The sequence below is a fragment of the Arsukibacterium ikkense genome, assembly GCF_000987775.1.
Taxonomy (GTDB): Bacteria; Pseudomonadota; Gammaproteobacteria; order Enterobacterales; family Alteromonadaceae; genus Alishewanella; species Alishewanella ikkense.
This window is the reverse complement of the sequence record NZ_LAHO01000004.1, coordinates 104,233-127,507: the sequence shown is the minus strand read 5'-3', so window position 1 is coordinate 127,507 and position 23,275 is coordinate 104,233. Positions and strand designations below refer to the sequence as shown.

The window sequence follows — 23,275 nt, the reverse complement described above, 5'->3', positions numbered from 1 at the left end:
AGTTCGCCAATTATTATTAATCTCGATAACAGCCTGATCTACCAGTTTAAAATTACTTTACCGGACTGACCTGAACACATAATGTCAAAGCCTTCGGCAAAACGTTCCATCGGCATTTCATGGGTGATCATAGGGGTTAAATCCAGGCCTGACTGAATTAAGCTGGCCATTTTGTACCAGGTTTCAAACATCTCCCGGCCATAAATGCCTTTAATAATTAAACCTTTGAAAATTACCTTATTCCAGTCGATAGCCATACTGGACGGCGGAATACCTAACATGGCTATTTTGCCGCCATGGTTCATAGTATCCAGCATGCTGCTAAACGCTGACGGGACGCCAGACATCTCCAGGCCAACATCAAAGCCTTCTGTCATACCCAGCTCTGCCATCACATCTTTTAAGTGTTGTTTACTAACATCAACCGCCCGGCTCGCCCCCATTTTCAGCGCTAAATCTAAGCGGTACGGGTTAACATCAGTCACCACCACGTGGCGGGCACCCACATGGCGGGCAACGGCCGCAGCCATAATGCCAATAGGGCCAGCTCCGGTGATCAACACATCTTCGCCCACTAAATCAAAGGATAAGGCGGTATGTACAGCATTACCGAACGGATCAAAAATAGCGGCGATATTATCCGGGATATTGTCAGGCAACTTAAAGGCGTTAAAGGCAGGGATCACCAGATACTCAGCAAAGGAGCCGGGCCGATTTACCCCTACGCCTATGGTATTGCGACATAAATGCACCCGGCCAGCCCGGCAATTGCGGCAATAGCCACAGGTAATATGACCTTCACCGGAGACTCTGTCACCCACTTTAAAACCACGCACTTCCGAGCCCATGCTTTCTACAATGCCCACGTACTCATGCCCTACTACCATCCCGTGCGGAATAGTGTTTTGCGCCCATTCATCCCACTTATAAATATGCACATCTGTGCCACAAATGGCGGTTTTTTTGATTTTAATCAACACGTCATTCGGGCCCACGTCAGGTTTGTCGACCTCAGTTTGCCAAATACCAGGTTCTGCTTTTAACTTTGCTAATGCTTTCATTTTACGCCCCGCCCTTATGCGATCACGCCCATTTCTTTACCTATCCGGATAAAAGCCGTAATAGCCTTATCCAGTTGCTCTTTACTATGCGCAGCGGAGATTTGGGTGCGAATACGCGCCTGACCTTTGGGCACCACCGGGAACGAAAAGCCTACCACGTAGATCCCTTCTGCCAGCATGCGTTTGGCCATCTCGGCCGCTACTTTAGCATCGCCCAGCATCACCGGAATGATAGCGTGGTCTTTACCCGCAAGCGTAAAGCCGGCTGCACTCATTTGCTCGCGGAAATAATTGGCGTTATCCCATAGCTTAGCACGCAGCGCATCGCCGCAGGCCAGCATTTCCAGTACTTTAATTGAGGCCGTTACGATAGACGGCGCTAACGAATTAGAAAACAAGTACGGCCGTGAACGCTGACGCAACCAGGCAATCACTTCTTTTTTGCCTGAGGTATAGCCACCAGACGCCCCACCCAGCGCTTTACCTAAGGTACCGGTAATAATATCTACCCTTTGCAGCACATCGCAGTACTCATGGGTACCACGGCCATTTTTACCGACAAAACCCACAGCATGGCTGTCGTCTACCATCACCATCGCATTATATTTATCGGCCAAATCGCACACGGCTTTCAGGTTGGCAATAATACCATCCATCGAGAATACCCCATCAGTGGCAATCAGCTTAAAGCGGGCACCGTCGGTTTCAGCTTGTTTCAGCTGCATTTCCAGATCCGCCATATCATTATTGGCATAGCGGTAACGCTTTGCTTTGCATAGCCTGACACCGTCAATAATAGACGCATGGTTTAAGGCATCAGAAATTACGGCATCTTCAGGGCCTAAAATGGTTTCAAATAAGCCACCGTTGGCATCAAAACACGATGAATAAAGGATCGTGTCTTCAGTACCGAGAAACTCGCTGATTTTGGCTTCCAGAGTTTTGTGAATATCCTGGGTACCGCAGATAAAGCGTACCGACGCCACACCAAAACCATGGCTGTCCAGCCCCTGCTTCGCCGCAGCAATCAGCTCAGGGTGATTAGCCAGCCCCAGATAGTTATTAGCACAAAAGTTCAGCACCTGAGTACCACCTACCGTTACATCTGCCTGTTGCTGTGATGAAATAATCCGTTCAGCTTTGAATAACCCCTCGGCGGTGACGTCTTCGATTTGTTGCTGTAGGTGTTGCAGAAAAGCGCTATTGCGCATACGGCCTCCTGGTTGGCGATGGTCTGGGCGATTTTAAAAGATGCACATTGTAATGGTTAAGCGGCTACTGTGCAGTGTTTCCTGCTTAAGCATGGCAGTAGCTGCCCCGGTTGCTGTAAACAAACAGCTACAATGTTGCGGATTATGACGCAGTGGTCTGATCAGCGCTGGCCAATTCGGCATAATGCTGTTGTAGTTTGGCGATGCGAGGAAGCGCCTGGGCGGTCGCATAGGGTTTAAATAATAACAACACTTTTAATACCCCCTGATACACACTGGCCTGATTAATGGCCTTATCTGGGGCCTGGGTTTTCAGGTAGCTAATCCAGAACGTCACTAACAGCTTAACGCTGTGGGCAAAGTCGGTGATGTCGTCATCGGCTATTGCAATAACGTCTTTGGCTTTTAACGCTTTCAGTACCAGCGTCACCCGTTCCAGCACACCTTGTTGTACCCTGGCATAATCCTGCTGCAATGCGCTGTCGCGGGCCAGAATGTCGGGTAAATTGGCGTAAAAAAAGTGAAAGCGCCACATCAGTTCGAACACCACATCCAGGTATTCTGCCAATGCATCCAGCGCCTCGGTTTGTGCTGATGGTGGCTTAATCCGGGTTTCTAATAACTTGGCATACTCTTTAAAAATTTGCCGGACAATGTCTTCTTTATTGCGAAAGTGGTAATACAAATTACCGGGGCTAATCCCCAGATGCGCGGCAATATGGTTGGTGGTCACCTGACGTTCACCTACCTGATTAAACAGGGCGATACTGGCCTGCAAAATTTTGTCTTTGGTTCTGAGCTTTTTTTCCATTGCTACGGCTAAGCTTCTTTATTGGTATGGTAGTTTGCTATAGTAACGTCAAACTGACTAAAAACTCTAGTCGCTTGCGCCACTGTTATGTCAGGCGATGATAATATAAGCAGATTATGATGAAAGTAATAGCATGAAAGTAAAAGCCATTTACCCCGGCACCTTCGACCCGTTGACTAACGGCCACAGTGATTTAGTACTGCGCGCCGCCCGGCTGTTTGATGCTGTTGTGGTTGGTGTGGCAGCTAACCCCAGCAAACAACCGCTCTTTAGCCTGGCCGAGCGGGTAAAACTGGCCGAACAGGCGTTTGCAGATTGTGCCAATGTGCAAGTGATAGGTTTTTCCGGTTTACTGGCTCAGTTTGCCAAAGAGCAGCATGCCCAGGTATTGCTGCGCGGGGTGCGGGCAGTAGCCGATTACGAATATGAATTTCAGCTGGCCAGCATGAACCGGCAACTCAATCCGGAACTGGACAGCCTGTTTATGACGCCATCGGAAAAAAACACCTTTATCTCCTCTACCCTGGTAAAAGAAGTATGCCGTCATGGCGGTGATGTCAGTAGTTTTGTGCCAGCCCATGTTGAACGGGCTTTACAGGCTAAATTTGCTAAAGCCTGAGCAGAAAAAACCATTTATAAGCGAATAAAAATGCGCCGCCGATACAACCACAGCGACAGCCACCAGAACAGCAGTACATGCAGCAGCGCAAACAGTAACGATGCCATTTGCGCTGGCAGCAAAGCCACCAGCGCATTATAGCCGGCCTGATATAACGACAAGGTCATACCGTTATGCTGCCATAACAGATATTTGCTGGCCGCAACGGCCCATAGCCAGGACAACATGTAAATAAACAACGGATTAGTGCCATAAATCACCAATGGCTGCAACCAGCGCTGCTGTCTTACATCCAGTATGTACACCAGTAAGGCCAGCAGCAGTAAAATAAGGCCGCTGGAAAACACCACGTAGCTGCCCGTCCACAACGCCTTATTTATCGGCCAGTAAAACTGCCATAGTAAGCCAAGCAGTAACAAGGCTGTACCGACATAAGCCAGCCAATGCGCGCCCTGCAGTTTGGACATACGTTGCAACTGTCTGGCTACCAGATAGCCAATTAGCGTCGAACTTATCGCGGGCAAGGTGCTTAGCAGCCCTTCCGGATCAAAGGGGGCACCATAGCCCTGATACAGGTGCGCAGCACCCAATAACCACAGATCAAATTGTTGCACTGCATTGCCATTAAGCACATAAGGTTCGGTGCTGGCAAAACCCAGCAATAGCAACCAATACGACAATAATAAGCCGGCAGTAACCAACAACAAGCCGCGCTGATTTAAACTTAAAATAAGCAATGCCGCCAGCGCATAACACAACGCAATGCGTTGCAATACACCAGGCAAACGCAACTCACTGAGTGATAGCACAGCAAACCAATGCAGTAGCAGGCCACAGCTCAATAGCAACAGAGTTCTTCTGGCTATTTTCAGGATACTGCTGCGACTTATCACCTGCCCTTGCATCGAAAAGGCCATCGCAGCGCCCACTGCAAACAAGAACAGCGGGAATACCAAATCTGCCGGGGTAAAGCCATGCCAGTCGGCGTGCAATAATGCCGGGTAGACGTGGCTCCAGGAGCCCGGCGTATTTACCAGCACCATCAGTGCTATCGCCAAACCGCGCAGCGCATCCAAAGCATAAAAGCGTGACGTCATACGCCCGTTAACCTTCGTGTTTTATGTCTGTAATCAGCGCCAGCGGCGCAGGGCATGCCCTTTAAAGGCATAAAACAGGATAAAGGCATAACAGGGCAGCATCATCCAGTAAGCAAACTGACTGTTGCCCGAGCTATGTGCCAGATAACCGTACACCATCGGCAATATAGCGCCACCGGCAATGCCCATAATCAGCAACGCTGAACCGGTGCTGGTCAGTTTACCCAGCCCTTGTAATGCCAGCGGCCATACTGCCGGCCAAACCAGGGCATTGGCAAAACCCAGCAGGGCTAAAAACATCACGGTATCAGGTACCACCGGAATACCACTCCAGCCAAATAACAGGTTTGCGATCAGGCTGCTGTCGTTGCTGCCAAACATCACGCCCAGGGTAAACAGCAAGCCCACCACCGCAGATCCCTGTAAGGCCCGCTCCTGCGACAAGTATTTAGGAATGCAGAAGACCCCGACCAGGTAACCCAGCACCATAAAAGCCATGGTATAGGATGTAAGCGCGCCAAAGTGCGCCACCCCCAGGCCCTGGCCATACAAGCCGATAGTGTCACCGGCGATCACCTCTACGCCAACATAAACAAATAACGCCACCACGCCCAGCACCAACTGCGGGTAGCTGAATATCGTCGTCCAGGAGGACGACGCGGCACCAGTATCCTCACTGCCATTTAAATTCAGCTCTGGCAGTGGCGAAAACTTTATAAAAGCCGCCAGCAGCAATAAGGCAACGGTCATATAAATATAAGGGGTTACCAGACGGTTCGACAGTTCAGCCAGTTGGATACTACGTTCTGCCTCCGTTAAAACCGCCAATGCCTCTTCCGCAAACTGGTCCATGCCAGTTAGTACCCAGGCAGTAAAAACAATCGGCACAATAAAGCCAGCACCTTTATTCACCAGGCCCATAATACTAATCCGCATGGCTGCGCTTTCCCGCGGCCCAATACAAACAATATAAGGGTTAGAGGCCGTTTGCAGAATCGTCAGGCCGGTACCGAGCACAAATAATGCAATCAGAAACAGGGCATAATGCGACGTTTGCGCCGCCGGAATAAACATTACGGCGCCAATGGCCATAATCAGCAGGCCAACAACCATGCCATTTTTATAGCCCACCCGGTTAAGCACAAATGACATGGGTAGCGCCATCACCACATAGGCAATGTAGAAAGCACCTGTAACAAACAACGCCTGAAACTCATTCAGGTCGCAAACAATCTTTAAAAAAGGGATCAGGGATCCATTTAACCAGGTTACAAAACCAAAAATAAAAAACAGAATACCGATAATGGTCATTGGCAACACACTGCTTGTGCTTACCGGCCGCGCCACGGATGTATCCATCTTGTTCACTCCTCTTTTTATCGTTATTACAATAGTTAGCCCGGTTGTGCCCGATAAACACTGCTGCCCGCAATCCAGCTCTGTCGCACCTGATAGTGCTCGTCCAGCAGCACCATATCAGCCTGCATGCCACCAATAAGGCTGCCGCGTTGCGCTGCACAACCTAAGGCTTGCGCCGGATAGCATGCCGCCATCCGCAGTGCTTCGTCCGGCGCCACGGCCAGCACTTCAATGGCATAACGCACCGCGCTGGCCATATCCAGCACGGAACCGGCCAGCCGGCCTGCCTCGTCGGTAAGTTTAGAACCGTCACGCAGCACTTTACCGCCAAAAAAAGCAAACTCTGTCTCTGTGGTTCCCACCGGCGCCATCGCATCAGTTACCAGCAATAATTTCCCGGCGGGCTTGGCAGCCAAGGCCACTTTAGCCGCCAGCGGATGCATATGATGGCCGTCAAAAATCACCCCACACCAGCTAGCGGCGTCGGCCAGCGCGACACCAACCATACCCGGCTCACGGGAGGTCAGCGGCGACATCGCATTGTACAAGTGCGTAAAACCGGTGGCACCGGCAGCCAATGCCGCTTGTACTGTCGCTGCGTCGGCATTAGAGTGCCCCAGGCAGACAATCACATTAAGGCCGACCAACTGACGTATTTGCGCAGGGCTGACGTTTTCCGGTGCCACCGTAACCAGTTTAATGCCGATATCCTGTCGGCTGTAGATAGCTAATTCAGCTGCACTAAGCTCACGAATATGCTCGGCCGGATGCACGCCTTTTTTAGGTAGCGCTAAATGCGGCCCTTCAAAATGCACGCCGATTATGCCGGGCAGCTTGTTTGCCAGGGCGCTTGCCACGGCGTCGGCGGCTTGTTGCATACTGGCTAATGAATCGGTGATCACCGTCGGCAGCAACGCCGTGGTGCCAAAACGGGCATGTGCCTGTGCCATCGTGCTTAAGCTCATTACAGTGGGCTGCGTATTAAACAACACCCCACCGCCGCCATTCACTTGTAAATCAATAAAGCCCGGTACCAGCGTACCGGCCTGCACAGCACCACTGGCCGGTTTAATGGCGGTGATCACGCCGTTTTGCCAGCTAAGCTCTGCATTATTATGCCAGTGCTTACCGTCAAACAGCCGGGCGACGGCGATGCTGGCGGTGGGGTGGTGGCCTGGTAGCGATGTATTCATGCTGTAGTTCCCATTGGGCGAGCGTTGGCACTGGCTTGTCTGGCAAACCATACAGCGCCCTGCTCTGGTGGTGCGGCGGCGGGTACCACTAACTGCCGAACCGCCGGCGCAAGATAAGGCTCTACTTTATATGCCAGACCGCCAATTAAACACAAGGCAGCAGGCTGAATAGTCAATAGTCGCTCGGCGATGGCATTAATATGGCCAGCACCCTGCATCACTATTTGTTGCGCGATGCCATCGCCATGCTCTGCGGCCGTAAAAACCAACGGCGCTAACCGGGCATAGTCGGTCGGGCTGACATGCATAAAATGGCTGACCAATTGTAATGTATCACTGCACTGCAACTCAGCCTGCAGTAATTCTGTCATCAGGGTCGTGGCAATTAGTTGGTCTTTACTGCGTAATACCTGCTTTAACAGTTGCAAACCAAACCAGGCGCCACTGCCGTTATCACCATAAGGAAAACCGTGCCCTCCAACCTCCAGCAACTGGCCGTTAACCGCCGCCAGGCCACAGGAGCCAGTACCACAAATAAGCACTGCACCATCCCGGCCCTGATGGGCACCGATGCAGGCAATATGCAGATCGCTGGTCAGATGCAGGCTGGCAAACGGATGTTGCCAGGCAGAGAATAGCTGGTAATACTCAGGCAGATTGACGCCGGCCAAACCGGCGCCCACCACCAGTTGCGCCATAGTAGCTGGCGGCAAACCGGCACGCGTTAAAGCTTGTGTCGTGGCGTCAACAATTGACTCAGTAGCCAGTTGCATGCCACGCAGCGGATTGGCCGGCCCGGACAACCCCTCAGCCAGCACTTCATTTTCAGCAGACATCAGCACCACCTGACACTTGCTGCCACCGCCATCTATACCTAAATACAAGGGTTGTTGCTCTACCACTGTTGTCTTCATCCCATGTCCTCACGCCTGCTTTGGCACGCTTTACACTGTTTGCCGCCTTGCCTTAATGGCAGTTTAATCGGCTAATACTTGACTTTAACATAACTCTTTGCCAAATTGACAGCGTTGTCATTTTGTTTTCAGCATATAATAAATCTGACAAATAACAAGAGGCTTGTTTAAATTTCAGCCTTTTTTTTCCACTGGTACCGGGAGAGTCCGAATGCGCCTGTTATACGTCATGCTAATAGTGGCCCTGTTAGCCGCCTGCCATACCCCTGTCAGCCGTGAGCAGCAGATCATCAGTAGCCAGCAACAACTGGCTGATTTTGCTGCGAACACTGAACTGTGGTTTGGGGTGGAATCGAATCTGCTGGATCAGCCGTCCCGCTTCACAGGCAGTATCAGTTTGCTCAATCAATCGGCTGCGGTGCTGCCGGCCGGTATCGCCGACTGGCAGATTTACTTTCATCTGATCCGCCGGATTGAGCGCACTGAGCAGCACGGCCTGCTGCTTGAACATATCCAGGGCGACCTGCACCGAATCACTGCTACTGCAGCCTTTAAAGGCCTGACAGCAGGCCAGCAACTGCAGCTAACCTATAGCTCTGCGCCCTGGATCATCAGTTACAGTGACTTTATGCCACGGGCATTTATTACAGTAGCGGGCCTTGAGCCAGAGCTGTTTGCCAATACCGATACCGAAGACTTTAATCAATTTGTCCGGCCACTGACCGAACCCCGCCAGCAGCTGCGTAATATTGCCGATGGTGATAAATTTGCCAGTATGACCGATGCCAGGCGCTATCGCCAACAGCAGCAAGCCATGCCAGCGCTAAGCCCACAGGCATTACAGCAGCGCATTATTCCAATGCCGCAGCAGCTGCAACAGCACAGTGGCCAGACCCAATTACACCAGCAATGGCAGCTCAGCGCGCCGGCGGCATTATTGCACGAAGGTCAGTATTTACAGCAGCAACTGGCGCCCTATTTTACGCTGCGCCAGCCTGACAGCCTGAATAGCGCAGCGCCACAACTGCGCTTAGCGCTGGCCAGTACCGCTGCAGCATTGCAACCGGAAAGCTACCAGTTAACCATCAGCGAACAGCGGATCACCATCACCGGCGCCGATGCGGCCGGGGTATTTTACGGCATCCAGTCCTTGCTGGCATTGTTGCCGGTCAGCCCAGCACCAGTGGTGGAGCTGCCACAGCTGAGTATCAGCGATCAGCCCCGTTACCGCTGGCGCGGCATGCACTATGATATGGCGCGCAATTTTCACGGCCTGGACGTGACACTGCGGCTGATTGAGCACATGGCACGCTATAAATTAAATAAACTGCATTTGCACCTGACGGAAGATGAAGGCTGGCGCCTGCAAATCCCTGGCCTGCCTGAGCTGACTGAGCTCGGTGCTTTTCGCTGCTTTGATTTAACCGAACAGCACTGCCTGCTAACCCAGCTGGGCACCGGGCCGCAGCGCAGTGGTTCGGGTAATGGCTACTTCAGCCGGGAGCAATTTATTCAGCTGTTGCGCCATGCCAGGGCGCATCATATCGAAGTCATTCCGGAAATAGATTTGCCAGGCCACGCCAGAGCGGCCATTAAAGCGATGGAGGCCCGCTATCAGCGCTTGAGTCTGGCCGAGCAGCCACAGCTGGCCAGCCAGTATTTACTGTCAGAAGCAGCAGATACATCGGACTATCTGACCGTGCAAAACTACAACGATAACTCAGTCAATGTCTGCCTCGATTCCAGTTATCAGTTTATCGATAGAGTGATCAGCGAACTGCAACAGATGTACCGGGATGCAGGCGCTGAGCTGCGACTGTTTCATATGGGAGGCGATGAAGTGGCAGCAGGCTCCTGGCAGGGCTCGCCAGCCTGTCAGCAGTTAATCGCCCAGCCTGACAACAACGTGAACAGTGTTGCCGATTTAAAGCCTTATTTTATCAAGCGGGTGGCGCAGCTAACAGCAAAGCGCGGCCTGGCGTTGGCCGCCTGGGAAGATGGCCTCATGGCCAGCCCGCAGCAGCCTTTTGCCAGAGAGCAATTTCAAAATCCACAAGTGGTGGTCAATGCCTGGGATAATATCTGGGAGTGGGGCTACGGCGATCGGGCCTATCTGTTTGCCAATGCCGGTTATGACGTGGTGCAATCCCCTGGCACTAACCTGTACTTCGATCACCCACAGGAAGCACACCCGGCAGAGCGCGGCTACTACTGGGCTACCCGCTTTACCGACACCGAAAAAGTGTTTTTCTACCGGCCAGATCATTTGTATCACAATGCCGAGTTTACCCGCGATGGCACGCCGATAACCGATCTGGCCGCCTTATTAGGCCGGTCGCTACCACAGCTGGAGAAGCCTAAGCATATGCTGGGTATTCAGGGCCAGGTATGGAGTGAAACAATACGCACCGCCGCACAACTGGAGCAAATGCTATATCCAAGAGTCATTGCACTGGCCGAACGAGCCTGGCATAAAGCGGGCTGGGAGCCAGATAAGGCCAGCACAGCTGCCCGCACTGATTGGCAGCAATTCAGCCAGCGCTTAGGCATGGTGGAGTTGCTGCGATTGCAACAAAGTGGTAGCGGCCATTATTTACCACCACCAGGTGCCTTGCTTGACAACGGTGTCGTCAAGGCTAACGCCGCCTGGCCGGGTTTAGCTATAGAATACAGCCTTGATCAGGGGCAAAACTGGCAGCAGTATCAGCAGCCGCTCGCGGTGTCGCAGGCCGACTTATGGCTGCGCACCCGGCAAGGCGCCGTGCACAGCCGGCTGATTAAACTCTGAACCAGCGTACAGTGTTCACTATGCCGCACAAAAAATGGCACCCGAGGGTGCCATTTTTCGTGCTTTGTCGAAGCCTTAAACAGGCTTAACCAGCTTTTGCACCAACTTTTGGGTGTGCTGCAATGACATAAGATGGGCATAAATAGCGGTCAGGAAACCTAATTTGCGCAGTTCCAGAAACACCTCATTGTCCAGCTCATTTAATTTTTTCTCGTCGATCATATGAATGCCGTTGATGTTGCGCGGTTCACCGTCGACGGTAATAGTTAATACCTGTTCTTTAATCAGATCCAGGCTTTTCAGCTTGTCAGTAAAGCCACGGGTCATCCGGCTGAATTCAACAAACTCACCCATTTGTTTTTTCCGATCGGCCAGATAGTCTGTTTCGCTGCCATCTTCTTTAAATAATGGCAAACCCTCTTCTTCGTTCACCCGCTCTGAAGACTCATCAACTGCCACCACTAAACGGTCGCTGTTTGGCTCAGGCTGAACCAGTACTAATGGGTAGTTACGGGCAACCCGTGGCACATACAACGCCTGCCATTTACCGTCTTCAATCACCAGATTCTGATTTGCCGCTAAGCCCAGCAATACCACCGGCTGATAACTGTCATTCTGGCCATCCTTAACAAATACCACCGGGAATTCGGCACCGGCCACCACAAATTCCTGCACCACTACAGGTAACATGTGCTGATCGGCAATATGGCTTAATGCATTAATACTGCTGATTTTGGTTTTGGCGTGTTGCTCTTTACTAAGCGCGACTACTTTATTCTGTTCCATAGATAACTCATTGTTATGGGATTTTAAGATACCAGCGGGTTGCGGTGTTCATATTCTCAGCGCCAATTGTGCGCTGCCACCGTCTGCTTTACTGGCGTACCAGCCTTATCTTGCGGGAAGTAAGGCCCCGAATCAACAGCTGAATGCAAATTGGCTGATACAAAAACCGCTATTTGCCTGCCAAATTTGACATTGGTTTACGACTTGCCGGAAAAAGCAGCAAGCCTGCCTCAGTCGCTGCAATTGACAACGCTGTCAAGCTGAGTTTAGATAGCCAAACGTATTACCCCGGCGTTACATAATGACACTGAGCCCCGACCAACAACTGGCAGAAGCAGCCAGAATGCTGCGCTGCCATGAACACCAGCTGGCCATCCCCCTCTGCCAACAGGTTTTGCAGCTGCAACCGGACAACATTAATGCCTGGCGAATGTTATTTGAGCTTTATCGTCTGACGGGCAACTATCAGCTACTGGCTCAGTGCAGCCTGCAAGCCATACAACGTTTGCCTGAGTTTCCAGCTGCCATTCAGGCAGCCTGCATGGCGTTACGTCAATTACAGCAACATCAGCAAGCGATTAAGCTGCTACAGGATGCGATTAAACAATACCCTGCCTGGGCTGAATTACAGCTGCAGCTTGGCCTGCTCTATAAAGAAACCGGTGATTTCAGCGCGGCATTGGCTGCATTTAACCAGGCCATAGCCCTTGCCCCCTCGCTGCACGAAGCCTACTGGTTAAGAGCTGACATGTTAAAACAACCTACTGCAGCAGAGATAAGCCAGCTGCGGCAGCAGCTTACCAGACCAGAGCTTACCGACGACGCCAGGGCGCAATTGCATTATGCCCTGGCCCGGGCGTTGGAATTTCAGCACAACTATGCTGCCAGCTTTGCTGAGCTAACTGCTGGCGCCGCAGCCAAGCGCCGCAGCTTACATTATGATCATGCAGCAGAGCTTGCCGAGCACCGGCGCAGCAGTGCGCCTTTTGGTCAGCAACGCTTTGCGACAGCCTGTAACAGTGACGTTACCCCCATCTTTATTTGCGGCCTGCCGCGCTCTGGCAGCACCCTGGCAGAGCACATTTTATCAAGCCATCCGGCGGTAAGAGCCGGTGATGAGCTGTTTGACTTAGCTCAGGCCACCCGGGATGTGCTGAGCAACGCGCAACAACAACAACCCTTTCCATTGTGGGCGGCCAGCATGAGCGATGAGCAGTGGCATCAACTTGGCCAGCGTTATCTGGAGCGAACCCGTCATTTACACAGCAATGGCTACTTCACTGACAAAATGCCGCTGAACTACAAAGCTATTGGCATTATTGCCAAAGCCCTGCCACAAGCCAAAATTATTCATTGCCAGCGCCATCCGATGGATACGCTATTCAGCTGCTACAAACAGCTGTTTGCCGATGGTATCGCCTTTAGCTATGATTTGACCGAACTGGCAGAAATCTATCAGGCGCACCAGACCCTGATGCAACAATGGCAGCAGCTGCTACCCGGGCGTATTTATCAGCTGCGCTATGAAAGGTTGATCCGGCAACAACAGGCTGAGACAGCCCGCTTGCTGGCATTTATTGGCTTAGACTGGGCAGAAAGCTGTCTGACATTTCATCAGAACCCACGCGCTGTATATACCGTTAGCAGCACACAGGTGCGCCAGCCATTATTCAGCAGCAGCCTGGGTTTCTGGCAACATTATCAACCGCAACTGGCCGGACTGGCAACATTGCTGGCTGAAGACATCCGGCAATACCAGCAACAGCTGCCCCCCCGTTAAACCGCCCTTAGCGACAGGGCATGAGTTGTTGCAGGTACTCGCTATGAGACATAGTGCGCTGCAGCGCTTGCTGCACCCGTTGTTGCAGCAGAACAAATGGCTGCTGCAGCGCTTCGCCAGTCGCCAGCTGCAACTGCGGATAATGCTGCATACCATACAAAATATAGCGGTAATTTTCGTCAGTAAAGGTGGTGGCATAGCCACCGGCTAAATCGTGATACTCACAGATTTTGTGTCGCCACAGTGCCAGCTTTTCTGGCAAACCGGCACATTGAACAGCAGTTGCTCTGGCCTGGCGCCAGAACGCCGTATCATCGCGGTCGGTCAGGCAATAGTGCAGCACAATAAACTGTTTTAAATCCTGATAAAAACCGTTCATTGCCTGGTTGTAAGAGTCTCGCACAGCCTGGGCGGTGGCACCTGGCGACAGGTGGGTACTCAGCAGCCGGGCACCAAGGTTGATCAAATGCAAACCGGTTGATTCCAGTGGCTCAATAAAGCCACCGGCCAGGCCAATCGCAATACAGTTGCCCAGCCAGAACTGTTGCCTGCAGCCTACTTTCATTTGCAGGTGGCGTGCCGGCAGGGCGCAGGCCTCTGGCCCCAGCCAGGCACGCAGTTCCTGCTCTGCCTGATCGGCCGTTAAACGGTTGCCATCGTAGACGTAGCCCGTGCCCTGCCGGCTGCTTAAGTCTATTTGCCAGGCCCAGCCATGACTCAGGGCAGTGGCGACCGTGTAAGGCTTGGGCTGATAACCAGCAAGGTGTGGTCGCTGAATAGCCACCGCTTTGTTACAGGGTAACGCATCGGCAAACGACTGCCAGTTCCTTTGTTGTAACGCTTCAATTAACAGGCCTTTAAAACCGGTCGCATCAATAAAAATATCTGCCTGATAGCAGCTAGTTGCCGAAGACACGCTACTGATATTACCGTCGGTGACGCTGACATCCACTATGGTATCTTCCAGATAAACCACGCCGGCCGCCACGGCATGTTCCCGTAAAAACCGTGCCAGCAATACCGCATCTAAATGATAACCGTAAGGCACCACCCCCTGATAAGGGGCAGATTGCCTGGCTTTAGGGCCATGGCCCTGCTTAATCAGATGAGCGCTTAAACTGACACCTTCATCATACCGTTCTTGCTGATAGCGGGCGCTTAACAACCAACTACTGGACATATCGATATCCTTGCCCAGTTGCTGCTGTTCAAATGGATGAAAATACTGATGCATTTGCCCCGCCACCGGTTGCATCCAGTTCCGAAACATAATGCCGGTTTTCAGGGTGGCATGTGTAGCCCGCAGCAGCGCATTTTCATCCAGCCCCATGGCGGCGAAAAAAAAGCGAATACTGTGCACCGTCGCTTCGCCAACGCCAATAATGCCGATATCCGGGCTTTCGATTACAGTGATCTGAAAGTTTGGCTGCTGACTGTTAAACACTTTATTTAAGTATATAGCGGTCATCCAGCCAGCTGCGCCACCACCGACAATGGTCAGCTTTTTTATGTTTTCTACGCTCATGTTGCCTTACCTAAATTGTTTGCAGCCGGTATTGCTGAATTTGTGCCAGCAGCTGGCGATGTGCCGGAAGTTGTTGTACTGCCTGACAGGCCTGCTGCCTTATCTGGCTAAAGTGGCGCTCAGCGACAGCGTGTTCAGGGTAACAGCTACGGCGCAGCGTTAAATCGGTCGTAAAATCCATGCCATACAACACGTACAGGTAGTTATCCAGATTAAAAATTTCAAACCGGCTGGCAAAATCGTACTGGCTGGGCAGCTGCTGTTGCCAGCGGCTAAGCTTGGCTTGCAGGCTGGCCGGTATTGTTTCTGGCAGCCGGTTAGCTTGCCAGAACAGGCTATCGCGACGATCTGACAACACATAGTGCAGCTTAATAAAATCGATGACCCGATCCCAGGCGTAATGCACATGCTGATCAAACTGGGCAGCCGCAGCGGGCAACAAACGCGTATCCAATGGCAACAGTTCAGCCAGATAACGGGCGGCGGCATCGTAAACCAGTAACCCTGTGGCCTCCAACGGCTCAACAAAGCCCTGCGATAAGCCAATAGCGACACAGTTTTTCTGCCAGAATGACTGGCGGTAACCGACCTGCATCGGAATATGCCGGCAGGGTAACGCAGCCGCAGCCGGGCCCAGATACTGGCGCAGGGTGCGCTCCGCCGTGTCCGCATCCGCAAACTGGCTGCTATACACATAACCGGTGCCACGGCGCTTACTCAGGCCAATATCCCATATCCAGCCGGCGGCTTGCGCCGTAGCAAGGGTATAGCTGGGGATCGGGCTATCTGGCTCGGCATAAGGTATCTGCATCGCCACCGCCTGGTCTGCCAGTAAAATATCGTTTTTACTGATAAAGGGCACTTGCAGCGTCTCGCCTAACAACAGACTGCGAAAGCCTGTGCAATCAACAAAGAAATCGGCGCTGATGTCACCGGCCGTATCGGTCAGCACACTGGCCAGGCTGCCATCTGCATGCTGGCGCACGGCGCGCACATTGGCTTTGACATGTTTAACCCCCAGCTTCTCAGTAGCGTGGCGGGTTAGAAACGCCGCAAATTTGGCGGCATCCAGATGGTAAGCATAGTTGCACAGGCCATCATACTCACAGTGGCTGATGGTTTTCGGCGCCAGGCCAGCATCGCAAACCCGCCCCTGAATGGTTAAGCGGTTGGCAAAGCTGTCGGTGCCAGGGTTAAGTAAGTAGTAAGGGGTCAGCGCCACGCTCTGCTGCTCAGGGTAATCGAATGGGTGGTAATAGTGGTGCGGCAGGCCACTCACTGCCTGGCGCCAGCCAACAAATTTAATCCCTTGTTTAAAGGTGGCATCACACTCTCTGATAAAGTCGGTTTCGCTGATCCCAAGATATTGCAAACTTTGCCGGATAGCGGGTACGGTACCCTCACCCACCCCGATAGTCGGAATATCGGATGACTCCAGTAACGTAACCTGCACACTGCCGGGCTGCTGGCACTGCAACTGCCGCGCCAGATGACAAGCAGTCAACCAGCCGGCACTGCCGCCACCGACCACCAGAATCTGTTTAATCGCACTTGCTGGTGCCATAGCGACTCCTTTGATAGCGTGGCGTTCCTAATCAACCGCGCTAGCGGCCCGGCTGACCAGATGACGCAACCGTTGCAACGATAACAGCTGGGCATAAATAGCAGGCAAGAACCCCCGCTGCCGCAGTTCAGCAAAGTCTTCGCTGGCCAGCGTGTTTAACTTTGCTTCATCTACCACGTACAAGCCATTAAGCTGCTGTTGCTGACCATGCAGCTGCACGCTAAGTTGTTGTGGAACTAACAACGCCAGCTCAGCCAGCCTGGCCACAAAGACCTCGGTCAGTTGCTGAGCCTGAAAATACCCCGCCAGCCCTTGTTTATAATCCGCCAGCACAGCGCTTTCAGTGCCATCCGGATTAAAAAGTGGCTGCCCCTGCTGGCTGTTTAAGCGGGCAGAACTTTCATGTACGGCCACCAGTAACTGGCTCGTATTATCCGGATCCGGCGCCAGACATAACGGATAATAACGCAGTACCTGCGGCAGATACCTGCCCTGCCAGCTCTTATCCCTGACAAATTCGTTGCAACCTTCAGTCAGGGCCAACAACAACACCGCCTGAAACTGGCCGTTGTGGCTATTTTTTACAAAGACTATAGGATACTCGCCGGCGGCACTGACAAACTCAGTGGCCTGCAGCTGCAATAATTGCTGAGCGGCAACATGCGAAACATCGGGGTCGCTGCTCAGCCGTAAATGGCCGTGCGCTTCTTTGGTTAATGGTCTGATCGCTGTCATAACACCTCTTATGCTATTGCAAAAGGGAAGGTTACCCTTCCCTTGTTGTCCTTTAGCGTTAAACCGTTAGTATTGCGCCCCCGCCATCAGAAGCGGAAGCTGGCACCAAGGGTGATCCGGCGCGCCATTTCAAACTCATACAGCGGGAAGCCCTGCGCAAAGCCACTGTAGAACACCGGGTCCTGATTATTACCAAACTGTTTGGAGCTTGCTTCCAGCAGGTTGTTCACATCCAGTTTCAAATCGACATTATCAGTAACAGACCAGATGACACTTAAATCCAGACTACCAAAATCGTCATGCAAGCGGTTGCCATAGGAACCGGCCTCACGAATCATGTACTCACTGCGCCAGTTATAGGCCAGACGCAGTTGTATTGCATCACCTTCATAGTAACCGGTCAGGTTGTAAGAGTGGCGTGAACTGTCACTCAGCACCCGGTTACGATCGCCAAAGGTATCTCTGTCTGTTTTCGCGTCAGTATAGGTATAGTTAACGATACTGCCAAAGCCATTGCCAAAGTCTTGCTGGTATTGCAGTTCCAGGCCCTGAATAGTGGCATCTTTACCATTGCCTTTTTGCTCTACAATCCAGCCAAAGGCCCGTTCATCCGGATCAGTCAGTTCAAATGGGATCTCTGCCGCACTGACATTACTGCGGGTTACCGTGACAAAATTTTTCACATCTTTGGCAAATAATGCGGCTGACAGCATTGAACTGGCATCAAAATACCACTCAATCCCAATATCGAACTGGTTACCCACAAAAGGTTGCAGGCCGACGTTGCCAACAATCCAGCGTTGATTATTCGGTAAATCGTCGTTGGTACCCATCACATTAGGATTAACATACATATCAACATATTGCGGCCGCGCCATCACCCGGGCGGCAGATGCACGCAACAGCAGATCGTCGGCTAAATCGAATACAATATTAAAGCTGGGTAAAAACTCGGCATAGCTGGCTTTACTGCTGGCTCTGTCACCGTCCAGATAATAAGTAGATTTTGCATCAGTACTAACATAACGCAGACCGAAATTACCACGCACGCCATCAGTACCAAAGCGGGCCATCGCATACAAGGCAGCGTTATTTTCATCAATTTCGCTGTAGGCGCCTAAATCTTCGGTTTCGCCAATAATACTGGCCTTAGCCCAGGCTTTCAGCGCATCACTATTAAAGCGAATAATCTGATAATTACCCGCACCCACATCAATTAAGCCGTCAGCTAAGCCTGAGGTGGAAATTTGCGGGTTAAAGCCAGCAGCCTGAATATACTCAAAGCGGCGGCTGCGGGTATTGTGCTGCGCATAGCGGGCGCCAAATTTCAGCTCGTTGATAATGCCGTAGTCGACTTCAAAAGCAATATCTCCCTGAATATAGCTTTCATCATCACTTTTCGGCGTGCGGTTAAAATTCGGGCCTGTACCCATCACCAATGAACCCGGATCATAGGTTGCCAGGTTAAAGCCTGGTGTGTTCCAGCGTTGACCACCGCCGGTAAAATCGTAACTGCCATTGACCGGAGTGCCACCCGTACCATCGTCAACCACCATTTCAAAGTCGGTACCACCTGTCGAGCTGGTATCACCGAAATGCAGGCTGGCCAGATAATTATCACCCTGGTATTCCAGCTTCAAATCAAACACCTGAGATTTCATGGTCGCTTCCCGCGGCCGTGCCTGATAATAAGCGACATTGAGTGGGCCTTTAACAGGTGTGCCTTGTCCCAGTGCCGGATCACCAATCCAGGCTTCGGTGGCTGAAGTATCACCCCAGGTCGTGTCCGCCTGGGTTAGCCACAGAGCGTAGTTGGTGTTGTCTGCCGCCATTTTCATGTCGAGCACATTCAGCACCACGTTTAACGCCTCTGTTGGCCGGTATTGCAAGGTCGCCGCAATAGCACTGCGTTTGCGATCCTGTTCAAAGGCTACCGGGCCAGCGCCCCACTGCCAGAATGCTTCGTTTCCCTGGCGCTGCAAACTGCGCTGCTGCGCAACAGCCGCCAACAAAAAACCTACCGTTTCATCATCATTTTTCCAGCTGCCTAAGCCAGAGAACTGCGGATCGGTACTACCGGAATCGGACTGATAAGACCCTTCCACTGAAGCAAAATAAGTATTGGCGTCCAAATTTAAGGGCCGGCGGGTATTCACAATTACAGTACCGCCCACCCCTCCCTCGGTTAAATCGGCCTGCGAGCTTTTATAGACTTCTAAATCTCCCACCAGCTCAGAGGGGAGCAGCTCATAGTTAAAACTGCGTTTCGCCGGCTCCAGTACAAACCATCCGGTCGAAGCAACATTCTGGCCATTGAGGGTAGTCAGGGTGAGGTCTTCACCGGCACCACGAATAGATACCGCTGCACCTTCGCCAAATTGCCGTTGAATAGTTACCCCCGGGATACGTTGCAATGACTCTGCCACGTTCTTATCTGGGAACTTACCGATATCCTCAGCAGTGATCATATCGACGGTGCCGTCGCTATACCGTTTGGCATTCAGGTTAGCTTCCTGCGAGGCACGTATGCCCCTGATCTGAATCACTTCAACGTCACCAACTTTGGCAACCTCGCCGTCCGCTGCTAATGCAGGTGCTGCCGCTGCCGCGACCGTCGCTACCAGCGCCATTCTCACCGCCAGTGCGCAGCGCTTAATATTGTTTTGCCGCATGTGCTTCTCCCGTTCCTGTACTTGTTATGTATCGCGTTTAGTCTTATTTTATAATGACAACGCTGTCATTGGAATTAAACATACACAAAATAATTTAGCTTTGCAAAGGGTTTTAGCTGATTTTTTCAGCAGCAATATCTGTGGCGCTACTTTAGTTATCTGCACCGCTCTCTGTGCCGACGGGCTGCCTCGCCACTTCATGAAATACGTAGGCAATTGTTAAATATATAATTTATTAAATATTTAACCGTAAAAGCCGGCTAAGTCTTTAGCCAGGCGTTAATTAGCTCATTGCTACTTTCAATCACAGCTGATATTTCTTAGATCCATTTCCTCTAAAAAATGGCTAGCGCTGTCATAAACATTCTACAGCAATGTCCGCTGAGGCAATGGCTATGCTAATATAAGCAGCGTAACAGCTGTAATGACCAGAGAACGAGCGATGAAAATAACCATAAACGATGTAGCAAAGCTGGCAGATGTATCGATAAAAACAGTGTCGAGGGTGATGAATAACGAGCCTTCAGTGCGTAAGGATACCTTTGACAAAGTCACAGCCGCCATGAAACAGCTGCAATACCAACCCAATGCTGCCGCCCGCAATCTGGCCAGTAGTCGCTCTTTCAGCATTGGCTATGTTTATGATAATCCGAATGCTTACTATGTGATTGAAATGCAACGCGGCATGCTCGATGCCTGTCGTAAACACGGTTACGAACTGATTATTCACCCCACTAACGCTAAATCGCCGGATATTGTGCAGGAAGTGATTGAGCTGGTAGAGCGCTCTCGTTTAGCCGGCCTGGTGTTAACGCCACCGTTTTCAGAAATGCCGCATCTGGCAGAGGCATTAACCGCAAAAGACATCGCCTTTGTCAGGATTATCTCCGGCTCAACACCATCGCCCAAACTGAGCAACTGCGTACTGGTTGATGACTTTACCGCTGCCTTTAAAATTACCAATCATTTGCTGGAGCTGGGTCATACCGACATCGCCTTTTTGGGCGGTGATGAAGAGCATAGCTCCAGCGGCGAGCGCCAGGCGGGATTTGCAGCCGCACTGGTGAAACGCGGCCTGCAGCCCAGGCCAGAATGGGTGGTTGCCGGCAGTTATTCCTTTGAATCCGGCGTAGCGAGGGCAAAAGCGCTGCTTAGCAGTAAACATAAACCCAGCGCCATCTTTGCCTGTAATGATGAAATTGCCGCCGGCGCACTGTTTAGCGCCCGCCTGATGAATATTGCCATTCCCGGCGAACTCGCCATTGCCGGCTTTGAAAACAGCCCGTTTTCGCGCCAAACCTGGCCGCCGCTGACCACTGCACACCAACCTAACAGCACCATAGCCCAGCATGCTGCTGAGCTATTATTTAAGTGCAGCAAAAAAACCATTAAAAAAGCCGATGTCAGACAACAAACGGTGTTTATACCGGAGCTGGTGGTGCGCGAATCCACCTCGGCAGGCAGCTGACGTTAAAACAAAAAAACCGCTGATTTCAGCGGTTTTTTTGACTGTGTAGGGTTTAACCCGTACCAAACTGATAATAGGTTGGCGCATTAGGCCCAACCGGAAACCCACCGACAAACACCCACAAAATAAACAATACGGTCCAGCCAATAAAGAAGATAATTGAATAAGGCAACATAGTGGCAATTAAGGTACCCAGCCCCATATCTTTTTTGTAGCGGGCGGCCACCGCCAGAATAAGCCCAAAGTAACTCATCATCGGCGTAATCACGTTGGTAACCGAATCACCAATCCGGTACGCGGCCTGAATCACCTCGGGTGAGTAACCCACTATCATCAGCATCGGCACAAAAATCGGTGCCGTAATGGCCCACTGCGCAGAAGCAGAACCCAGCATCAGATTAACAAAACCGCACATGGCAATAAAAAACACGAACAATAGTGGCCCGGTTAAGCCTAATTCCTGTAATGCTGTGGCACCCTTAACTGCAAAAATGGCCCCCATATTTGACCAACCAAAAAAGGCCACAAACTGTGCGGCAAAAAACACCAATACGATATAAAGCCCCATGGCGCCAATACTTTTGGACATCGCATTAATAACGTCGCGATCCGTTTGCATGGTGCCGACAATTTTACCGTAAACAAACCCAGGTATTGCAAAGGTTACAAAGATAAAAACTACTATCCCCTTCAGAAAGGGTGAATCAGGTACCCCGCCGGTTTCCGGATTACGCAAAATACCCCATTCCGGCACCACGCTTAATGCCAATAAAACGACTAACAGTAAAAACGCCAGACCCGCGCCTTTTAAACCTAATTTTTCCCGGGCGGTCAATTTATCCAGCTGTTGAGCCCCCAAATCAATGGAAGCCTCATCCGAATTATACTTTCCTAACTTAGGTTCAACAATTTTCTCAGTTACAATGGCACCTAAGGTGGCAATCACAAAAGTACTGGCAATCATAAAATACCAGTTTGCCTCAGGGCCTACAGTATAATTAGGGTCAATCAGGTTAGCGGCTGACGTGGTGAAACCGGCCAGCAAAGGGTCGACAGTACCGATAAATAAATTGGCGCTGTAGCCCCCTGAAACACCGGCAAAAGCCGCTGCTAACCCCGCTAACGGGTGACGGCCCAGCGAATGGAAGATCACTGCAGCCATCGGGATCAGTACCACATAGCCCAGCTCTGACGCCGTATTAGATACAATACCGGCAAACACTACGGTAACCGTCACCATGCGCGGCGAGGCATTCATTACCAGCCCGCGCATTGCTGCCGAAATTAAGCCAGAGTGCTCAGCAATGCTGACGCCAAGTAGCGCGACCAGTACCACACCCAGCGGTGGGAAATTAGTAAAGTTGGTCACCAGATTAGCAATAATCCGTTGTAAGCCATCGACACTAAACAGACTGACCACCCGGATAATGCCATCTGCCGAACGCCCAGCTGCGCCTTCAGGCCGTGGGTCAATAGCGCTGAAATCGAAGTAAGCCGCAACACCACTGCCCACGACAACCAGTAACGCAAACAACGCAAATAAGGTAACCGGATGAGGCAATAAATTTCCCAACCATTCTACCGTATCAAGAAAACGGGTAAACCAGCCACGCTTAGGTACTGCCGGGGCAGGTGTTTTACCAGCGTTTGTCATAAGTGAATTCCTCTTGGTCCAGACACAGATGATGTGAG

Annotated in this window: 17 protein-coding genes; 4 read left to right on the top strand and 13 right to left on the bottom strand. The window is 51.5% G+C overall.

Features of this window, described 5'->3' with window-relative positions; all coding sequences use genetic code 11:
- Positions 1-38: 38 nt before the first annotated feature.
- The 3 genes from tdh to WG68_RS06000 all read right to left on the bottom strand — a co-directional run bounded on the left by tdh (position 39) and on the right by WG68_RS06000 (position 3,083).
- Positions 39-1,061 (bottom strand): L-threonine 3-dehydrogenase, encoded by a 1,023-nt coding sequence (gene tdh / locus WG68_RS06010; RefSeq protein WP_046556763.1) that lies wholly within the window; start codon positions 1,059-1,061, stop codon positions 39-41.
- A gap of 14 nt (positions 1,062-1,075) precedes the next feature.
- Complete coding sequence (locus tag WG68_RS06005) at positions 1,076-2,272, bottom strand: glycine C-acetyltransferase (protein WP_046556762.1); 1,197 nt, start codon at positions 2,270-2,272, stop codon at positions 1,076-1,078.
- A gap of 142 nt (positions 2,273-2,414) precedes the next feature.
- On the bottom strand, positions 2,415-3,083 hold the full coding sequence (locus WG68_RS06000) for a TetR/AcrR family transcriptional regulator (RefSeq protein WP_046556761.1): 669 nt from the start codon (positions 3,081-3,083) through the stop codon (positions 2,415-2,417).
- A 133-nt stretch (positions 3,084-3,216) separates the two neighbouring features.
- Here WG68_RS06000 and coaD point away from each other — a divergent pair, with 133 nt between their 5' ends.
- A complete protein-coding gene (coaD, locus tag WG68_RS05995; protein WP_046556760.1) occupies positions 3,217-3,702 on the top strand; it encodes a pantetheine-phosphate adenylyltransferase in 486 nt (161 codons plus the stop codon).
- A gap of 14 nt (positions 3,703-3,716) precedes the next feature.
- Here the strand turns inward: coaD and WG68_RS05990 are convergent, their stop codons facing one another.
- The 4 genes from WG68_RS05990 to nagK are packed head-to-tail and all read right to left on the bottom strand — an operon-like array spanning position 3,717 to position 8,265.
- Positions 3,717-4,799, bottom strand: coding sequence for an acyltransferase family protein (locus tag WG68_RS05990; RefSeq protein WP_046556759.1), 1,083 nt, complete (start codon positions 4,797-4,799; stop codon positions 3,717-3,719).
- 33 nt (positions 4,800-4,832) lie between these two features.
- Complete coding sequence (locus WG68_RS05985; RefSeq protein WP_046556758.1) at positions 4,833-6,158, bottom strand: sugar MFS transporter; 1,326 nt, start codon at positions 6,156-6,158, stop codon at positions 4,833-4,835.
- 35 nt (positions 6,159-6,193) lie between these two features.
- Positions 6,194-7,351: an N-acetylglucosamine-6-phosphate deacetylase gene (nagA, locus tag WG68_RS05980; RefSeq protein WP_046556757.1), complete on the bottom strand. Its 1,158-nt coding sequence runs from the start codon at positions 7,349-7,351 to the stop codon at positions 6,194-6,196.
- Positions 7,348-8,265 (bottom strand): N-acetylglucosamine kinase, encoded by a 918-nt coding sequence (gene nagK / locus WG68_RS05975; RefSeq protein WP_046556756.1) that lies wholly within the window; start codon positions 8,263-8,265, stop codon positions 7,348-7,350. Before nagK ends, nagA begins: the two co-directional genes overlap by 4 nt.
- Positions 8,266-8,476: 211 nt before the next feature.
- Between nagK and WG68_RS05970 the strand changes: the two genes are divergently transcribed.
- Complete coding sequence (locus WG68_RS05970) at positions 8,477-11,053, top strand: family 20 glycosylhydrolase (RefSeq protein WP_052748985.1); 2,577 nt, start codon at positions 8,477-8,479, stop codon at positions 11,051-11,053.
- A gap of 75 nt (positions 11,054-11,128) precedes the next feature.
- Here the strand turns inward: WG68_RS05970 and WG68_RS05965 are convergent, their stop codons facing one another.
- Positions 11,129-11,839 (bottom strand): SapC family protein, encoded by a 711-nt coding sequence (locus tag WG68_RS05965; RefSeq protein ID WP_046556755.1) that lies wholly within the window; start codon positions 11,837-11,839, stop codon positions 11,129-11,131.
- A 301-nt stretch (positions 11,840-12,140) separates the two neighbouring features.
- Here WG68_RS05965 and WG68_RS05960 point away from each other — a divergent pair, with 301 nt between their 5' ends.
- Positions 12,141-13,619: a tetratricopeptide repeat-containing sulfotransferase family protein gene (locus WG68_RS05960; RefSeq protein ID WP_052748984.1), complete on the top strand. Its 1,479-nt coding sequence runs from the start codon at positions 12,141-12,143 to the stop codon at positions 13,617-13,619.
- 7 nt (positions 13,620-13,626) lie between these two features.
- Here WG68_RS05960 and WG68_RS05955 read toward each other — a convergent pair whose 3' ends face one another.
- The 4 genes from WG68_RS05955 to WG68_RS05940 form a co-directional block, all read right to left on the bottom strand.
- Positions 13,627-15,144: a tryptophan halogenase family protein gene (locus WG68_RS05955; RefSeq protein ID WP_046556754.1), complete on the bottom strand. Its 1,518-nt coding sequence runs from the start codon at positions 15,142-15,144 to the stop codon at positions 13,627-13,629.
- Between the two features lie 10 nt (positions 15,145-15,154).
- The gene (locus tag WG68_RS05950; protein WP_046556753.1) at positions 15,155-16,708 is read right to left on the bottom strand and encodes a tryptophan halogenase family protein; all 1,554 of its coding nucleotides are present in this window, start codon (positions 16,706-16,708) and stop codon (positions 15,155-15,157) included.
- Positions 16,709-16,735: 27 nt separating this feature from the next.
- Positions 16,736-17,443, bottom strand: a complete 708-nt coding sequence (locus WG68_RS05945) for a SapC family protein (RefSeq protein ID WP_046556752.1) — start codon at positions 17,441-17,443, stop codon at positions 16,736-16,738.
- Positions 17,444-17,529: 86 nt separating this feature from the next.
- Positions 17,530-20,115 carry a TonB-dependent receptor gene (locus tag WG68_RS05940; protein ID WP_046556751.1) on the bottom strand — a complete coding sequence of 862 codons (2,586 nt, stop codon included), beginning with the start codon at positions 20,113-20,115 and terminating at the stop codon, positions 17,530-17,532.
- A 442-nt stretch (positions 20,116-20,557) separates the two neighbouring features.
- Here WG68_RS05940 and WG68_RS05935 point away from each other — a divergent pair, with 442 nt between their 5' ends.
- Entirely contained in the window at positions 20,558-21,583 is a 1,026-nt protein-coding gene (locus WG68_RS05935) for a LacI family DNA-binding transcriptional regulator (protein WP_046556750.1), read from the top strand.
- Positions 21,584-21,635: 52 nt separating this feature from the next.
- Here the strand turns inward: WG68_RS05935 and WG68_RS05930 are convergent, their stop codons facing one another.
- Positions 21,636-23,237 carry an AbgT family transporter gene (locus tag WG68_RS05930; protein ID WP_046556749.1) on the bottom strand — a complete coding sequence of 534 codons (1,602 nt, stop codon included), beginning with the start codon at positions 23,235-23,237 and terminating at the stop codon, positions 21,636-21,638.
- Positions 23,238-23,275: the final 38 nt, after the last annotated feature.